The organism is Sphingobium sp. TB-6, from assembly GCF_012927365.1.
Classification (GTDB): Bacteria; Pseudomonadota; Alphaproteobacteria; order Sphingomonadales; family Sphingomonadaceae; genus Sphingobium.
The window spans coordinates 215,788-231,567 of record NZ_JABBGL010000007.1; the positions used below are offsets into that span (position 1 = coordinate 215,788).

Genomic DNA, 15,780 nt, shown 5'->3' on the forward strand with positions numbered 1-15,780 from the left:
AAAACGCCCCACGCGTCTTTTGGCTGCATTTCCGCAAGTTGCACTAAACTCGATCAATAATGCGCGGGCGAACGCACAAATGTTTCATGGCGGCGTCACAAAGAGGCGCGGCGCGCGCAATGTCGAGCCGACCCGCCTTGCGAAAAACGCAATTAACGGTAAGAACCCAGCGATGGACCGCATTCACATTCGCGGCGGCAAAGCGCTCAATGGCCGCCTTCCCATTTCCGGCGCGAAAAACGCCGCTCTGACGCTGCTTCCTTGCGCCTTGCTGACCGACGAGCCGGTGACCCTGCGCAACCTGCCGCGCCTGGCCGATGTCGACAGCTTCGGCCATCTGCTCAACCAGCTAGGCGCGTCGACCATGATCGAAGGCGCCCGGCCGGAGGATTTCGGCCGCGTCATGACGCTGCGCGCAGGCCGCGTCACCTCGACCGAAGCGCCCTATGACATCGTGCGCAAGATGCGCGCGTCGATCCTGGTGCTTGGCCCCCTGCTCGCCCGCGCGGGCGAGGCGCGGGTGTCGCTGCCGGGCGGCTGCGCCATCGGCAACCGCCCGATCGATCTGCACCTGAAGGCGTTGGAAGCCTTTGGCGCGATCATCGAGATCAATGCCGGCTATGTCCGCGCCAGCGCGCCCGATGGCGGCCTGCCCGGCGGCATCTACACCTTCCCGGTGGTGTCGGTCGGCGCGACCGAAAATGCGGTGATGGCGGCGGTGCTGGCCAAGGGCACCTGCATCCTGGAAAATGCGGCGCGGGAGCCGGAGATCGTCGATCTCTGCAAGCTGCTGATCGCCATGGGCGCCGATATAGAGGGCGTCGGTTCCGACAAGCTGATCATCCACGGCCGCGACCGGCTGCATGGCGCAACCTACAGCGTCATGCCCGACCGGATCGAGGCGGGCAGCTATGCCTGCGCCGCCGCGATCACCGGCGGTTCGCTGGAACTGGCGGGCGCCTGCGCCGACGACATGCACGCCATCCTCGCCGCGCTGCGCGACGCGGGTGTCCATGTCGAGGAATTGAAGGACGGCATCAAGGTGTCGGCGGACGGCAGGCTGCGCCCGCTCACCATCTCGACCGCGCCTTTCCCGGCCTTCCCGACCGACATGCAGGCGCAGTTCATGGCGATGCTGACGCTGGCGGACGGCGCGTCGGTGCTGACCGAGACGATCTTTGAGAACCGCTACATGCACGTGCCCGAACTGGCGCGCATGGGCGCGGACATAGGCGTCAATGGCCGCACGGCGGTGGTGCGCGGCGTAGACCGGCTGGTCGGCGCGCCTGTCATGGCGACCGACCTGCGCGCCTCGATGAGCCTCATCCTGGCGGGATTGGCCGCGGAGGGAGAGACCCAGGTTAACCGCGTCTATCATCTCGATCGGGGCTATGAACGGCTGGAGGAGAAGCTCTCCGCCGTCGGCGCCGACATAGAGCGCGTCAGCGATGGCTGAAGGGCGCGGGCTCGAGACGGATCGCGCGGCGCTGCTGGCGCGCTACGATCTCGATACCGGTGGCTTTGCCACGCTCGATCAGATTACCGCCTTCGCCGCCGCGCTCTGCGAAACGCCGATCGCGCTCGTCAGCATCGTCGAGGAAGACCGTCAGCGCTTCCTCGCCCGCTCCGGCCTCGATGCGGAGGAAACGCCGCGCGACATTTCCTTTTGCGCCCACGCCATGTTGGGGGAGGCGATCTTCGTGGTGCCCGACGCCACGCTGGACCCGCATTTTGCCGATAACCCCCTGGTTACGGACGCGCCCTTCATCCGTTTCTATGCCGGAGCGCCGCTGATCGACAGCGAAGGCGCGTCTCTCGGCGCGCTCTGCGTCATCGATGATCAGCCGCGCGCGGACCTTACCGATCTCCAGCGGCAGGGTCTGACCCTGCTCGCCCGGCAGGTGATGGTGGAACTGGAGGGGCGCCGCCGCGACCGCGACGTCATTGCCCAGCAGGAAAGGGATGCGCAGGCGGTGGCCGAAAGCGACCGCATGTTCCGCACCCTGGCCGACACCATGCCGCAAATGGTCTGGTCGGCTCTGCCCGATGGCTATAATGATTATTTCAACGCCCGCTGGTACGAATTTACCGGCGTCGCGCAGGGCGCCACCGATGGCGAGGGATGGAGCGCCATCTTCCATCCGGAGGATCAGCCGCGGGCCTGGGAACGTTGGCGCCACAGCCTTGCAACCGGCGACCCCTATGAGATCGAATATCGCATGCGGCACCACGGCGGCGACTATCGCTGGACGCTGGGCCGCGCGCTGCCGATCCGGGATGCGGAAGGGACGATCATCCGCTGGATCGGCACCTGCACCGACATCAACGACCAGATCGCGATGGTGGAGGAGCGGGAGGTCATCGCCCATGAGCTGTCCCACCGCATCAAGAACATCTTTTCGGTGATTTCCGGTCTGATCGGCCTGTCGGCGCGCGAGCATCCCGAAATCCGTGCCGCCGCCGACGATCTGCGCGACCGCATCATGGCGCTGGGCCGCGCCCATGATTTCGTGCGGCCCCATGGCCCCCATTCCCAGCCGGATCATGGCGAGGGTCTGCTCTGGGGCATATTGGAGCAGATTTTCGCGCCCTATCGCGATGCGATGGGCCCGCGCATCCGGTTTTCGGGCGACAATCCGCCGGTCGACGACCGTTCCGCCACGCCGCTGGCGCTGTTGTTCCATGAACTGGCGACCAACGCCGCCAAATATGGCGCGCTGTCGGTGCCTGAGGGCCGGGTCACGATAGAGGTGAAGGGCGAGGACCGGGATATCCGCATCGACTGGCGGGAGGAGGGCGGTCCACCTGCCGTCCCCGCGACCAGCGAAGGTTTTGGCAGCCGGCTGATGCAACTTAGCATCGAACGGCAATTGGGGGGACGCATGATGCGCGACTGGCGGCCCGAAGGCCTGCGCCTCAGCCTCTGGATTCCAGTGCGGTCCATGAGCCGGACGACGGCAGGAAAGGCGTAAAGCCCACAATTTCAGCGGCTTCCAGCTTTGGCTGGTCGGTCGCGGCCAGGTGCAGCGTCTCAGCGATGCTGTGCGCCCGGAACGGCTTGGTGATGACGCCCAGCGCGGCGGCGGACGCCGCGCCGATCTGCGCGGGATTGGCCGTCACATAGATGACGCGGATGCCATATTGGCTGGCCAGTTCGACGCCGATGCCCGGTCCCGTCGGCCCATCGCGCAGATTGAGGTCGACCAGCGCGATGTCGCAATCATCGGCGGCGTCGAGCGCAGCCTGACGGTCAGCCGCGATCGCGCCGACCGTGAAGCCCGCATCCTCGACGATATGTTCGATTTCCAGCGCGACGAAAATCTCGTCTTCTACGATCAGAACCTTTTTGCTCATCCCAAAGCCCACGCAACTGGAGGCAATAAATGCGCAAAGGGCGAGCCGGTTCCCGCAGGTGCGAAAAACTTTTACCCGCTATTTTCCGGCACGCTGCTCCAGAGCGTCTCGAAATCGGTCCCCCGCATCAGCAGGACAGAGGCCGGATAACCCGCCTCGCCAGCCTTGCGCGCTGTCGCCGTGGCGTTTTCCACAGCGGCTTCGCATGTCGCGAACGGACCATAATAGCGGTTGTCGAGATTGATCTTCCACACGCCCTCATGTTCCAGGACGATGTAGCGGGCATGGGGCAGAGACACCTACAAAACCTCCATATTATAATGGTGCCAGGCCATGATCGCCGCCGCGCCGCGATGCGGGCGCCAGCGCTCGGCCAGGTCGCGCGTCAGCTTCTCGCTGGGCCGTTCGGGCAAGCCCAATATCCGCCCAATCTCGATCTGCACGGCCAGGTCGCCCGCGGGCCAGATGTCCGGTCGCCCTTCCGCGAACAACAGGTAGATTTCCGCCGACCAGCGTCCGATCCCCTTGATCCGCACCAATTGGGCGATGGCTTCTTCATCGTCGGCGGGCAGCTTGTGCAGGTCGATGCCGCCGTCCATCACCAATTCGGCCAGGCTGCGGGCATAGCCTTGCTTCTGCCGCGACAGGCCGCAGGCGCGCAAGGCATCGAAGTCGCGGGCGAGCAGCGCGTCCGGCGCGCAGCCCTCGCCCAGTTCCGCCTCCAGCTTGCGCCAGACCGCCGCCGCCGCCGCGACGCTCACCTGCTGGCCGACGATGGTGCGCAGCAATGTTTCATAGCCCGGCTCGCGGACACGGGGCAGGGGATAGCCGACCCGGCCGATCGCGGCGGCGAAACCGGGCTCCATCGCGGCGATATTATCCAGGCCGATCCGCAATTGTTCTGCTGTGCTCACCATAGAATTGCAGTCCGGCCCTTGATTTCCCGCTGCCCGTCCGACATGAGCGGCGGGAAAAAATTTTGAGGGACCTGGGTACATGGCGAAACTGATTGTGGTCAACCGTTCGGGCGAAGAACAGGCGGTGGAGGCACAGAGCGGCCTTTCCGTGATGGAAATCATCCGCGACAACGGCTTTGACGAACTGCTGGCTCTGTGCGGCGGCTGCTGCTCCTGCGCGACCTGCCACGTCTATGTCGACCCGGCCTTTGCCGACAGCCTGCCGGCGGTCAGCGAAGATGAGAACGACCTGCTCGACAGCTCCGACCATCGCAACGGGACGAGCCGCCTGTCCTGCCAGCTCACCTTCAGCGATTCGCTGGACGGCCTGCGCATCACCATCGCGCCGGAAGATTGATTGAGCGCCGCCCGCCGCGCTAAGGCTTGAACCTTAGCGTGGCGGCGGGCGCCTCGCTGGTCAGCGGCGTTACTTTCCAGACGATCCGCTTGCCCTGCGGCACATTCTGGGCGCCGTCTTCCTGATTCTGGCTGACGATTTCGGTATTGGTGGTGAGGGTGAAGGTGCCGTCCAGCGCCTTGGCCGCGTCCTCGCCCGAGCTGCTGCCACCCATCGGGTTCTGGCTCTTGTCATAGCCGTTGGAATAGCCGGGCGCCTTCATCCGCGCCCGATCCTCTCCGCGCAGTTCCACCGCGACGAAAGGCAGCACGATCTGTGCGTCGCTGTTGAAGGGGAAGAGGAAGGCGTGGGTCAGCTTGCCGCTGATCGCATAGTCGATCTCGAACTTGTGATTGCCCATGTAGCGGGCTGACCGAAAGCCCTTTTCCTTCGAAAGCGCCGCCGCGATCGCCTGCATCTGCTGCTCGTCGCTCTTGTCGTTCCCGCTTTTGCTGTCGGGGCCGTCGAACCGCTCCTCTGCCTTGCCCTGTTCCTTGGGCTGGAGGGCAGTGCGCAGCGTGCTCTGCTGCTCCTTGGGCGCAGCGTCGTCGATCGGATCGTCGCCTGAGGGCATCGAACCGAGACCCTTGCCCATATCGGTCGCCAATATCTCGCCCTTATAGGTGAAGCTGAAGCTCCGGTCGGCGCGGATGTCGAGCGTCGATTCGAACTTGCCAGGCGTCACCAGGCAGGCAGAGAGCAGCAGACAGGCCGCCAAAGCTGTGGCAGCGCGCAGAAAAGCGGCCATGTCAAACCCCCTGTCGTTCAGCCTTTATGCGTTTACCGGCTGGCAGCCGCATAAAGGGCGATCGCCGCGGCATTGGAAACATTGAGGCTTTCCATGCGCGGGCTGATCGGCAGTTTAGCCAAAATGTCGCAATGCGCCATGCTGTTGTGGCGCAACCCTTCGCCCTCGGCCCCCAGCACCAGCGCGACCCGCGACGTGCCGATGGCCTCGCCCAGCGTCTGATCCGCTTCGCCATCCAGCCCGATGCGCCAGTAACCGGCTTCCGCAATCTCATCGAGCGCGCGGGCCAGGTTCACCACCCGCACCCAGGGCACGATTTCCAGCGCCCCCGAAGCGGACCGCGCCAGCACCCCTGATTCGGGCGGCGCATGCCGGTCCTGCGTCACGATGCACAGCGCATCGAACGCCGCCGCCGACCGCAGGATCGCGCCGACATTATGCGGGTCCGTCACCTGATCCAGCACCAGCACGGGGCGCCCATAACCCGGTCCGTCGTCCTGCCCCGCCTCCAGCGCGTCGCCCAGCCAGACATCGTCCAGCGGCTCGACCTCGGCCACGATGCCCTGATGCGGCGCGTCCGACGGCACCATGCGGCCAAGGTCCGCCACATCGGCATAGACGATGGGCAAGACCGGCGGCAGGTCGAGCGCATTCAGCGCCTCCCGCGTCCCCCAGATCTTGCGCACGATCCGGTCCGGATTGGCGAGCGCGGCGATGACGGCATGCCGTCCATAAAAGCGGGGAAAGGTCCCTTTGGACTTTCCGGTGCGATTTCCTCTTTTCATGACGCGCTCTTTTCACATTGCACCATTGACAGGCAAGTCTCCATTCGCCATTGGAGCGCCCTCCAGCCGATCGGGGCATTCTTCGACACGGTTAGGCGACTGGACAGGTGGCCGAGTGGTTAAAGGCAGCAGACTGTAAATCTGCCCGGGTTTCCCGTACGCTGGTTCGAATCCAGCCCTGTCCACCATCGCCAGGTTTCAGGCTGATATTGATCGGCCTTACGGCTCAGCCCACCGCTCCGCCAGTTGCTTTCCTGCATGCGCTGACGGGACAAGTGCGGTTCATCCGACATCTGCTACACTCCCCTCGATGACCATCGATCGCCGCGCCGTTCTGACCGCCGCCCTAGCCGGCTTTCTCACTCTTCCGCTTCCCCGCCGCGCTTTCGCCGCGAGCGAGGTGGAGCGCGTGGACGAGCTGATCGCGCGCATGACGATAGAGGAAAAGGCGGGCCAGATGACCTGTCTGGCCGACAGTTTCCGCCCCTATAATCCGCCCAATCCGCAGGTTGGCATCCAGAATGAAAAGGATCTAGCCGACGAAATCCGCAAGGGCCGTGTCGGCTGCCTGTTCAACGGCATCGGCGTAGCTGGCGCCCGCCGCGCCCAGGACATCGCGCTCAAGCAAAGCCGCTTGCGGATTCCGCTGCTGTTCGCGGGCGATGTGATCCATGGCATCAAGACGATCTTCCCGGTGACTTTGGGCGAATCGGCCAGTTTCGATCCTTCGCTGGCCGAACGCACCGCCCGCGCCATGGCGGTCGAGGCCACCGCATCGGGGCTGCACCTGACCTTCGCGCCGATGGTCGATGTCGCCCGCGATCAACGCTGGGGGCGCGTGGTCGAAGGGGCGGGGGAGGATGTCTATCTTGGCGGCCTGTTCGCCGCCGCGCGGGTGCGCGGTTTTCAGGGGCGCGATCTGCGCCGCGACGACAGTCTGCTTGCCTGCCCCAAGCATTTCGCCGCCTATGGCGCTGTTTCAGGCGGCCTGGAATATGGCAGCGTCGACATCAGCGACGAGACCTTGCGCGAAACCCATCTTCCGCCCTTCGGCGCGGCCTTCGCGGCGGGGGCGCTCACCACCATGGCGGCCTTCAGCGAGATCAACGGCGTGCCCGCCACCGCCGACCGCGATCTCCTGACCGACACGCTGCGGGGCGAGATGAAGTTCCGGGGCTTCGTCTTTTCCGACTATACGGCTGACGAGGAACTCATCGCCCACGGCTATGCGGAGGATGAGCGCGACGCCACCCGCCTTGCCATTCTCGCGGGCGTCGACATGTCGATGCAGAGCGGCCTTTATATCCGCCACATCCCCGATCTGGTGAAAAGCGGCGCCGTGCCGATGGAGACGGTCGACGTCGCCGTGCGCCGCATCCTTTATGTGAAGACCGCCATCGGCCTGTTCGAAAATCCGTACCGCTCGCTGAACGAGGAGGTGGAAAAGACCCGCATCTTCACCCCGGCCCATCGCGCATTGGCCCGCGAAGCCGCTACCCGTTCGATCGTGCTGCTGCAAAATAGCGGTGTCCTCCCGCTTGATCCGGCCAAGGGGCAGAGCATCGCCCTGATCGGCCCCTTTGGCGAGGACAAGGCGAACATCTACGGCCCCTGGGCCTTTTACGGCGACAAGGGCAAGGGCGTCGACATCGCCACCGGCCTGCGCGCCGCCATGCCGGACCCCGGCAAATTGCTGATCGCGCCGGGCAGCGGCATCCTGACCCCGATCGACGGCGGCGTGGCCACGGCGGTGGAAACCGCCAGGGCGGCCGACATCGTCATTCTCGCCTTGGGGGAATCGCAGGACATGTCGGGCGAAGCGCAATCGCGCACCGCCATCGAAATCCCCGTCGTGCAACAGGCGCTGGCCAATGCCGTCGCCGCCACCGGCAAGCCCGTGGTCGTCCTCCTGCGCCATGGCCGCGCGCTGGCGCTGCATGATGGCGTCGCCAATGCGCAGGCGATCCTGGCTACATGGTTTCTCGGCTCCGAATCCGGCCACGCCATTGCCGACATCCTCTTCGGCAAGGAAAATCCGTCGGCCAAGCTGCCGGTCAGCTTCCCGTGGGAATCGGGGCAGGAGCCTTTCTTCTACGATCGCAAATCGACTGGCCGCCCGGTGATCGACAACCGCACCGAATATCGCTCGCGCTACGCCACCACCGACAACAGCGCGCGCTATCCCTTCGGCCATGGCCTCAGTTACAGCGATTTCGTGCTGGAGGATCTGAAGCTCTCCGACAGCGCGCTGCGCTGGGACCGTGCCATCGAAGTGACGGCGCGCCTCACCAACAAAGGCACCCGCAAGGGCAGCGAGGTCGTGCAGCTGTATATCCGCGACCGGGTGGCCAGCCGCACCCGCCCGATCCGCGAGTTGAAGCGCATCGAGCGCGTCACTCTGGGGGCAGGAGAAAGCAGGACGGTCCGCTTCTCCCTCTCCCGCACAGACCTCCAATTTGTGGGCGCGGGGAACAGGATCATCGCGGAGCCGGGCGCGTTCGACCTGTGGGTCGGCCAGTCGAGCGCCGGGGGATTGAGGGGGACGTTCACCCTCTATGCGGAGGGGTAGGGATAATCGGAGGGCGCTCAAAATCCTGTCCTACACCGCCAAACCCATGCCATAACCCCGATGGCTCTTTCCCACCGTCAACCCTTTGCGCTCCGCGCCGTCCGGGCGCCGTCCGTACGCCATTTCGCAAAAATTCTCCTGTTGCGAAATCAACGCCACCCGTCCGCATCCACGCAAATGCGTTCCCCACAACGCTGTGTACTTCGCAAGCGCATGGCTGACTGTAAAACTCCATCCCAGCGCCTTCACCACGTGGCGCGGCTCTGCTAGAGGGCGCGGCCATGCTTACCCTGAACGGCATCACCGTGCGCCTTGGCGGCCGCACCATCCTCGACCGCGCCAGCGCCTCGCTGCCGCCGCGCAGCCGCGTGGGCCTGATCGGCCGCAACGGCGCGGGCAAATCGACGCTGATGAAGGTGATGATCGGCCAGCTCGACCCCGACGAGGGCAGTTGCGACATGCCCCGCGACACGCGCCTTGGCTATATCGCGCAGGAGGCGCCCTCCGGCACCGCCACGCCTTTCGACACTGTGTTGGCCGCCGACAAGGAACGCGCAGCCCTGATGGCGGAGGCGGAGCATACCGAAGACCCCGACCGCCTCGGCCATATCTACGAACGCCTGAACGCCATCGACGCCTATACCGCGCCCGCCCGCGCAGCGCGCATCCTCGTCGGCCTCGGCTTTGACGAGGAAATGCAGGGCCGTCCGCTCGACAGCTATTCGGGCGGCTGGAAGATGCGCGTGGCGCTGGCCTCGCTGCTTTTTTCCAACCCCGAACTGCTGCTGCTCGACGAACCGTCGAACCATCTCGACCTTGAAGCGACGCTCTGGCTGGAAAATTTCCTGAAGGCCTATCGCGGCACCGTGGTCGTCATCAGCCATGAGCGCGATCTGCTCAATAATGTGGTCGACTATATCCTCCATCTGGAGGGCGGAAAGATCATGCTCTACCCCGGCGGCTACGACGCTTTCGAGCGTCAGCGCGCCGAACGGCTCGCCCAGCAGGAAGCCGCCCGCGCCAAGCAGCAGGCGGAACGGGAGAAGTTGCAGGACTATGTCGCCCGCAACTCGGCCCGCGCCTCGACCGCGAAACAGGCGCAATCGCGCGCCAAGGCGCTGGCGAGGATGCAGCCCATCGCCGCCGCCATCGAAGACCCGACGCTGCATTTCGGTTTCCCCAGCCCGCCCGAACTGCGCCCGCCGCTGATCACCATGGACATGGCGGCGGTCGGCTATAACGACACGCCGGTCCTGCGCCGGGTGAACCTGCGCATCGATCCCGACGATCGGCTGGCGCTGCTCGGCCGCAACGGCAATGGCAAGACCACGCTCGCTCGCCTGATCGCCGCGCAGCTAAAGCCGATGGAAGGCGCGATGAACGCCTCGGCCAAGATGAATGTCGGCTATTTCACCCAATATCAGGTGGAAGAACTCGATATCACTGACACGCCGCTCGAACATATGAGCCGCGTGATGAAGGGCGCGACTCCCGCCGCCGTCCGCGCCCAGCTCGGCCGCTTCGGCTTCACCGGCGAGCGCGCCACGCAGAAGGTCGGCTCCATGTCAGGCGGGGAGAGGGCGCGGCTGGCGCTGGCGCTCATCACCCGCGACGCGCCCCATCTGCTGATCCTCGACGAGCCGACCAACCACCTCGACGTCGACAGTCGCGAGGCGCTGGTGCAGGCGCTCAACGACTATTCGGGCGCGGTGGTGATCGTTTCCCACGACCGCCACATGATCGAGCTGGTGGCCGATCGGCTGGTGCTGGTCGACGGCGGCACGGCCCAGCCCTTCGACGGCAGTCTGGAGGATTATACCGACATCATCCTGCGCAAGGCCGACGGGAACGGCAGCAATGGGGGCGGCGACGCGCCCAAGGCCGACCGCAAGGCGGAAAAGCGCAACGCCGCCGAATGGCGCGAGAAGCAGAAGGCGGCGAAGAACGCCCTCAGCAAGGCCGAAAAGGAAATGGCGACGCTCAACGCCGAGCGCAGCCGGATCGATCAGGCGCTGTTCGATCCCAAATCCGCCAGCGGCGCGGAGGCGAAGATGACCATGACGCAGCTCATGGTAAAGCGCGCGGATGTCGAGAAGAAGCTGGAATCGGTGGAAGAAGTCTGGATGGAAGCCAGCGCGGCGCTGGAAGAGCTATAGGAGCCCAGTTCTGCCCTCAATGGATAAGGCAACGTCTGCACTGGGTTCCTGCCTTCGCAGGAATACGGCGGCTCATCCCCCAGAAGGCTCCTCCGTCAGCGGCCCTTCCAGCCCGTCGACCCCACTGCGCATTCGTGTCACGATATTCCAGGTGGCGATGAACAGCGCCGCGATGACCGGCCCGATCACGATGCCGTTGAACCCGAAGAGATCGATCCCGCCCAAGGTCGTGATCAGCACCACATAATCCGGAATCCGCGTATCCCGCCCGACCAGCACCGGGCGCAGGATATTGTCGACCATCCCGATCACGAACATCCCGCAAAAGGCGAGGATCAATCCCTTCACCACCGCCCCGGTGACAAACAGATAGATCGCGACCGGCACCCAGATCAGCCCCGTCCCAACCGCCGGGATCAGCGAGAATGCCCCCATCAGCACGCCCCACAACAGCGCGCCCGGCAACCCCAGCGCCCAGAACACGACTCCGCCGATCACCCCCTGCACGATGGCGACGACGATGCTGCCCTTGATCGTCGCGCGGGTGACGATGACGAACTGCTCCATCAAGGCCCGGCGATAGGCGGTCCGCATCGGTGCAGCCCGGTCCACCATCGCGGCCAGCTTCGGCCCGTCGCGCAACAGGAAGAAAGTGAGGTACAGCATCACGCCCAGCGCCATCAGGAAGCTGAATGCGCTCTGCCCGATCTGCAGCGCCTGCGTCGCGACCGTGCGGAAGCTGGAGGTGATGCCTTCGCTCAGCATCTCGCGCACGGCGGCGAAATTGGTGATGCCCAATCGCTCCAGAAAGGCCGCCGCCCAACCGGGCAGGCTCGCCTGGAACTGCGCGAACATGCGGGCGAAGTTGATCTCCCCCGATTGCACCCTGGCGGTGAAGATCGTCGCTTCCTGCACCAGCGCCATGGCCAGGATGATGGCCGGCACGATCACCACAGCGATGATCAGCAACAGCGTCAAGGCCGCCGAACTGTTCCGCCGCCGGGGCATCATGCCGATCAATGCCTGGTTGACCGGCGCGAACAGGATGGCGGCGATTACGCCCCACAGGATCGCGGCGAAAAACGGCTCGATCACCAGAGCGAAGGCGATCGAGACGATGAGGACGAAGCCCAGGAAGACCCCGTCCTCTATATGCGCGGCTGGCGACTGTTTGCTGTCCATGACGCCGCTTTGGCAGAAGTCGGGATGTAAATCTATCCGCCGGTCATTCCGCCTGCGCACTGAAGCCGAAGCTGACCGCCACCTTGGGATCAAGTCCCGTGCTGCTCTCGCCATTGCCGACGCCAAAGGGTGCGCGGGCGATGATGGCCGATCCCGAAACCTTCCGCGCCTTGCCCGTGCCCGACAGGGTGAAGCGGATGCTCTGCGGCTTGCTCACCCCCTTCAGCGTCAGCGTGCCCGCGGCGCGGTAGCTGTTCGCCCCCGTCTTTTCCGCGCCCTTGGCGGTGAAGACGGCCTTGGGATGGGCCGCCACGCCGAAAAATTCGTCCCCGGCCAGCATTCCGTCCTTATAGCTGTCGCCCACGCTGGCGCTCGCCAGATCGATCTCGACGCGAATGTCGGCGCTATCGGGATGGTCCGGATCCATCGCGATCTTCGCCGTCCATTTGGAAAAGCCGCCGCTGATCGTCTCGCCGCTGTTCCCGACGGAAAAGCCGATCGTGCCGCCCGGCTGCACCGCCCAGGAAGGCGGCGGCCCTACCGGCTCTTCCGCCGCCATCGCATTGTCCGCTTCGGCGGGAGCCGCCGCATTGGCCGCATTGTCCATCGCCTCAGCGACATTGGCAGGCGCCTCCTTCTCGACCGCAGCCAGCGTAACGGGCGCGACCGCCACCTGCGGCGCAGGCTCCGGCAGCACGACGCGGCCCAGGACGAAGCCCACCGCGATCAGTGCGGGCAAAGCCGCCAGCAACACCGGCGAGCGCGCCGGGATCATCCGCCACAGCAGCCCGTCGCCCATCAGGAAATGATGCCGCAGCGCACCCGCCACATGCAGCGCGAACAAGGCGATGCCGATCCAGGCGATCAGGCTGTGTCCGCCCTCGGCCAGTTCATGCGCCCCCATGGGCAGGGGCAGATGGGGCAGGGGGATGGTCCCGAAGATCAGCGTCGGCACTTTCACCTTGGCAGTCGACACCAGCGCCCATCCGGTCAGCGGCGCGCCCAGCATGAACAGGTAAAGGCTCGCATGCACTGCCTTTGCCAGCGCGCCCTGCCAGCCGCGCTCGGCCGGCGCCGGACGCGGCTTCCAATAACGTACGGCGATCCGCGCCAAGGTCAGCAGCAGGATCGAAATGCCGATCGACTTGTGGAGCTGGAACAGCGCAAATCCGCGCGCGCCCAGATCTTCCAGCGCCCATCCCACGGCGATCTGGAAGGCCAGCAGGGCAGCGATCGCCCAATGCAGGAAAATGGCAATCCGACTATAGCGTTGCATGAATACCCCGTGCGCGAAAATCCGGTGCGAAAGCTATGCTGCACCTGCGCGGAAGTCCATCGCTGCACCTGGAAACGATCCGTTACCGGCTCGGAACGATGGCCTTCGCGCCTGTGTCATAAAGGTCGCAGTCCGACCAATTTCGACCCGAAGATTGCATCCCGGCCGTCAGGGGTTAAGAGCAAAGGATAAACAGGACATAGGACAAGCAGGACATGGCCAAACCCGAATCCTGGCGTCTCCGCCCGGAAGCTTATCGTTTCGTCACCAGCATCGACACCCGCTTCCAGGACATCGACACGATGGGCCACGTCAACAATGTGGCCATCTCCGGGATTTTCGAAACGGCCCGCATCCGCTTCCACCATCATCTGGGCCGTCACCCGCAGGAACAGGGCGTGCGCTGGCTGGTCGCCAATGTGAACCTCAATTTCGTCGAGGAATCGCACTTTCCCTATCCGTTTGAAGTGCATTGCGCGATCGGCCATATCGGCCGCACGAGCTGGACGATCAGCTCGGCGGGCTTTCAGAAGGGCGTGTGTGTCGCCACCGCCGACACCACGGTCGTCACCCATGGTTCCGAAGGACGCCGCAGCATCGATGAAAGCCTGCGTGAAGCGATGGAACGCAATTTCATCATTCGCCCGGAATGATGTTGCCGCGCTGATATTTTGAGGCGGCCTTAGCGGAAGCCGTCCATGCGGCGGCTCCATTGGAAGGCGATGACCGCCGCCTTGGCCGGCTGAATCATCGCCACCGCCAGCAGGATCGCGAGTGCCGGCCACAGCAGCGCCTGCAGTCCCATCGGAATGTCCAGCGCCGCATTCACCTCTATCATCAGCGGCACGAGCAAGTGCCCCAGCAGCAATATGACGATATAGGCCGGGAAATCGTCCGCCCGCGACTGGTCCCAGCCCTGGCCGCAAGCCTCGCAGGCCGGACTGGGCTTCAGGAAGCGCGCAAACATCCGGCCTTCGCCGCAGGCCGGGCAGCGGCCCCGCAGGGCAAGCGCCAGCGCTGGCCGCAGCGGTCGTGCCGCATCATTCCGGGGCAATCCTTGGGTCATGGCGTCCTTCCCTATGGTCAATGCCCGGTCCATGCAACAATGCGGTGTCCCTGTTAGAGCTTCCGCCCGGTGCAAAGCCTGTTAAGAGAGCGGCCATGCGCCTCCCGGGACCGACCGAAACCTTTGTCCTGTTCGATGACGCCCGTACGCGGGGTGCTGCGCCCGCGCGCCTCTATCGCGATCCGGTGTCGGTCATCGCCGCGCACCGCCTGACGGAGGTGCAGCCCGCGCTCGATCGCCTGGCCGAAGCGGCGGAGGCCGGACTGCATGCAGCCGGTTTCATCGCCTATGAAGCGGGTCTCGCGCTGGAGAACCGCCTCCACCCGCTGGCCGAGCGGCACAGGGAGGACCGGCCGAAAACCCCGCTGCTCTGGTTCGGCCTGTTCGAAGGCGTGCGCCTGATCGAACCCGGGGCCATGCCCGGCCTCCTGCCCGATCCGACCGCCGCGAGAGTCAACCGGCTCCAGCCGCTCATCGATGAGGCTGCCTATCACGCCGCCTTCGCGCAGGTTCAGGATTTCATCCGTGCCGGCGACATCTATCAGGTCAATCTGACCTTTCCCTGCGCGGCGCATTTCACGGGCGATCTCATGGCGCTCTACGCCGCGCTCCGCCCACGCCAGCAGGCGGGCTATGGCGGCGTGCTCCGCACTGGCGATCACGCCATCCTCTCCTTCTCCCCCGAGCTGTTCTTCACCAATGTGCGGGGCCAACTGACCGCCCGCCCGATGAAGGGCACCGCCCCCCGCGATCCCGATCTCGCCCGCGACGCAGACCTCATCCACTGGCTGGAACAGGATGCCAAGCAGCGCGCGGAAAATCTGATGATCGTCGACCTGCTGCGCAACGATCTTTCGCGCGTCTCCCGCGCCGGCACGGTCACGGTGCCCGACCTGTTCAAGGTCGAAACCTATCCCACCGTCCATCAGATGGTGTCGACCGTCCGCGCCCGCCTGCTGCCGGGCCTTTCGCCGGTCGATGTGCTGCGCGTCCTCTTCCCTTGCGGATCGATCACCGGCGCGCCCAAGGTCCGCGCCATGGAGATTATCGACGCGGTCGAAGCCTTCCCGCGCGGTGTCTATACCGGCTCGATGGGCTGGATCGATCCGTCGGGCGATGCTGCCTTCAATGTTGCCATCCGCACCATTTGTGTTGAAGAAGGCAGCAGGGAGGGGCGCCTGGGTCTGGGATCGGGCATCGTCGCGGATTCGGATGTCGCGTCCGAATGGGCGGAATGTCTGGCCAAGGGGCGCTTCCTCACACCGGCTTGAAGGGCGTGTTTATTGTCCGC

Annotated in this window: 15 protein-coding genes and 1 tRNA gene; 8 read left to right on the forward strand and 8 right to left on the reverse strand. The window is 65.0% G+C overall.

Annotation, left to right across the window (positions count from 1 at the left end; translation table 11 throughout):
• Positions 1-172 precede the first annotated feature (172 nt).
• Entirely contained in the window at positions 173-1,456 is a 1,284-nt protein-coding gene (gene murA / locus HHL26_RS12200; protein WP_066562055.1) for a UDP-N-acetylglucosamine 1-carboxyvinyltransferase, read from the forward strand.
• The gene (locus tag HHL26_RS12205; RefSeq protein ID WP_066560641.1) at positions 1,449-2,972 is read left to right on the forward strand and encodes a PAS domain-containing protein; all 1,524 of its coding nucleotides are present in this window, start codon (positions 1,449-1,451) and stop codon (positions 2,970-2,972) included. Before murA ends, HHL26_RS12205 begins: the two co-directional genes overlap by 8 nt.
• Here HHL26_RS12205 and HHL26_RS12210 read toward each other — a convergent pair.
• The 3 genes from HHL26_RS12210 to HHL26_RS12220 all read right to left on the reverse strand — a co-directional run bounded on the left by HHL26_RS12210 (position 2,917) and on the right by HHL26_RS12220 (position 4,271).
• Positions 2,917-3,354, reverse strand: a complete 438-nt coding sequence (locus HHL26_RS12210) for a response regulator (RefSeq protein WP_066560639.1) — start codon at positions 3,352-3,354, stop codon at positions 2,917-2,919. The two genes, HHL26_RS12205 and HHL26_RS12210, sit on opposite strands and share 56 nt — an antisense overlap.
• Before the next feature lie 71 nt (positions 3,355-3,425).
• Positions 3,426-3,653 carry a hypothetical protein gene (locus HHL26_RS12215; protein ID WP_066560636.1) on the reverse strand — a complete coding sequence of 76 codons (228 nt, stop codon included), beginning with the start codon at positions 3,651-3,653 and terminating at the stop codon, positions 3,426-3,428.
• Complete coding sequence (locus tag HHL26_RS12220; protein WP_066560629.1) at positions 3,654-4,271, reverse strand: DNA-3-methyladenine glycosylase; 618 nt, start codon at positions 4,269-4,271, stop codon at positions 3,654-3,656. It abuts the gene before it with no gap.
• A 79-nt stretch (positions 4,272-4,350) separates the two neighbouring features.
• On the opposite strand from HHL26_RS12220, the gene HHL26_RS12225 reads away from it, so the two are divergent.
• Positions 4,351-4,668 (forward strand): 2Fe-2S iron-sulfur cluster-binding protein, encoded by a 318-nt coding sequence (locus HHL26_RS12225; RefSeq protein WP_066560627.1) that lies wholly within the window; start codon positions 4,351-4,353, stop codon positions 4,666-4,668.
• A gap of 19 nt (positions 4,669-4,687) precedes the next feature.
• On the opposite strand, the gene HHL26_RS12230 is transcribed toward HHL26_RS12225, so the two are convergent.
• Positions 4,688-5,455 carry a hypothetical protein gene (locus HHL26_RS12230; protein ID WP_066560625.1) on the reverse strand — a complete coding sequence of 256 codons (768 nt, stop codon included), beginning with the start codon at positions 5,453-5,455 and terminating at the stop codon, positions 4,688-4,690.
• Positions 5,456-5,487: 32 nt separating this feature from the next.
• A complete protein-coding gene (locus HHL26_RS12235; RefSeq protein ID WP_066560622.1) occupies positions 5,488-6,240 on the reverse strand; it encodes an RNA methyltransferase in 753 nt (250 codons plus the stop codon).
• Positions 6,241-6,341: 101 nt separating this feature from the next.
• Between HHL26_RS12235 and HHL26_RS12240 the strand changes: the two genes are divergently transcribed.
• The 3 genes from HHL26_RS12240 to HHL26_RS12250 all read left to right on the forward strand — a co-directional run bounded on the left by HHL26_RS12240 (position 6,342) and on the right by HHL26_RS12250 (position 10,965).
• Positions 6,342-6,428 (forward strand) — tRNA-Tyr (locus HHL26_RS12240).
• Between the two features lie 122 nt (positions 6,429-6,550).
• Positions 6,551-8,809: a glycoside hydrolase family 3 N-terminal domain-containing protein gene (locus HHL26_RS12245; protein ID WP_066560604.1), complete on the forward strand. Its 2,259-nt coding sequence runs from the start codon at positions 6,551-6,553 to the stop codon at positions 8,807-8,809.
• A 281-nt stretch (positions 8,810-9,090) separates the two neighbouring features.
• Positions 9,091-10,965, forward strand: a complete 1,875-nt coding sequence (locus HHL26_RS12250; protein ID WP_066560601.1) for an ABC-F family ATP-binding cassette domain-containing protein — start codon at positions 9,091-9,093, stop codon at positions 10,963-10,965.
• Between the two features lie 72 nt (positions 10,966-11,037).
• Here HHL26_RS12250 and HHL26_RS12255 read toward each other — a convergent pair whose 3' ends face one another.
• Complete coding sequence (locus tag HHL26_RS12255; protein ID WP_066560598.1) at positions 11,038-12,147, reverse strand: AI-2E family transporter; 1,110 nt, start codon at positions 12,145-12,147, stop codon at positions 11,038-11,040.
• A gap of 43 nt (positions 12,148-12,190) precedes the next feature.
• Positions 12,191-13,423: a YceI family protein gene (locus HHL26_RS12260; RefSeq protein ID WP_066560597.1), complete on the reverse strand. Its 1,233-nt coding sequence runs from the start codon at positions 13,421-13,423 to the stop codon at positions 12,191-12,193.
• A gap of 215 nt (positions 13,424-13,638) precedes the next feature.
• Between HHL26_RS12260 and HHL26_RS12265 the strand changes: the two genes are divergently transcribed.
• Positions 13,639-14,076 (forward strand): thioesterase family protein, encoded by a 438-nt coding sequence (locus HHL26_RS12265; RefSeq protein WP_066560595.1) that lies wholly within the window; start codon positions 13,639-13,641, stop codon positions 14,074-14,076.
• A gap of 29 nt (positions 14,077-14,105) precedes the next feature.
• Here the strand turns inward: HHL26_RS12265 and HHL26_RS12270 are convergent, their stop codons facing one another.
• Positions 14,106-14,489: a DUF983 domain-containing protein gene (locus HHL26_RS12270; protein ID WP_066562053.1), complete on the reverse strand. Its 384-nt coding sequence runs from the start codon at positions 14,487-14,489 to the stop codon at positions 14,106-14,108.
• Between the two features lie 95 nt (positions 14,490-14,584).
• On the opposite strand from HHL26_RS12270, the gene pabB reads away from it, so the two are divergent.
• Entirely contained in the window at positions 14,585-15,760 is a 1,176-nt protein-coding gene (pabB, locus tag HHL26_RS12275; RefSeq protein WP_066560593.1) for an aminodeoxychorismate synthase component I, read from the forward strand.
• Positions 15,761-15,780 lie beyond the last annotated feature (20 nt).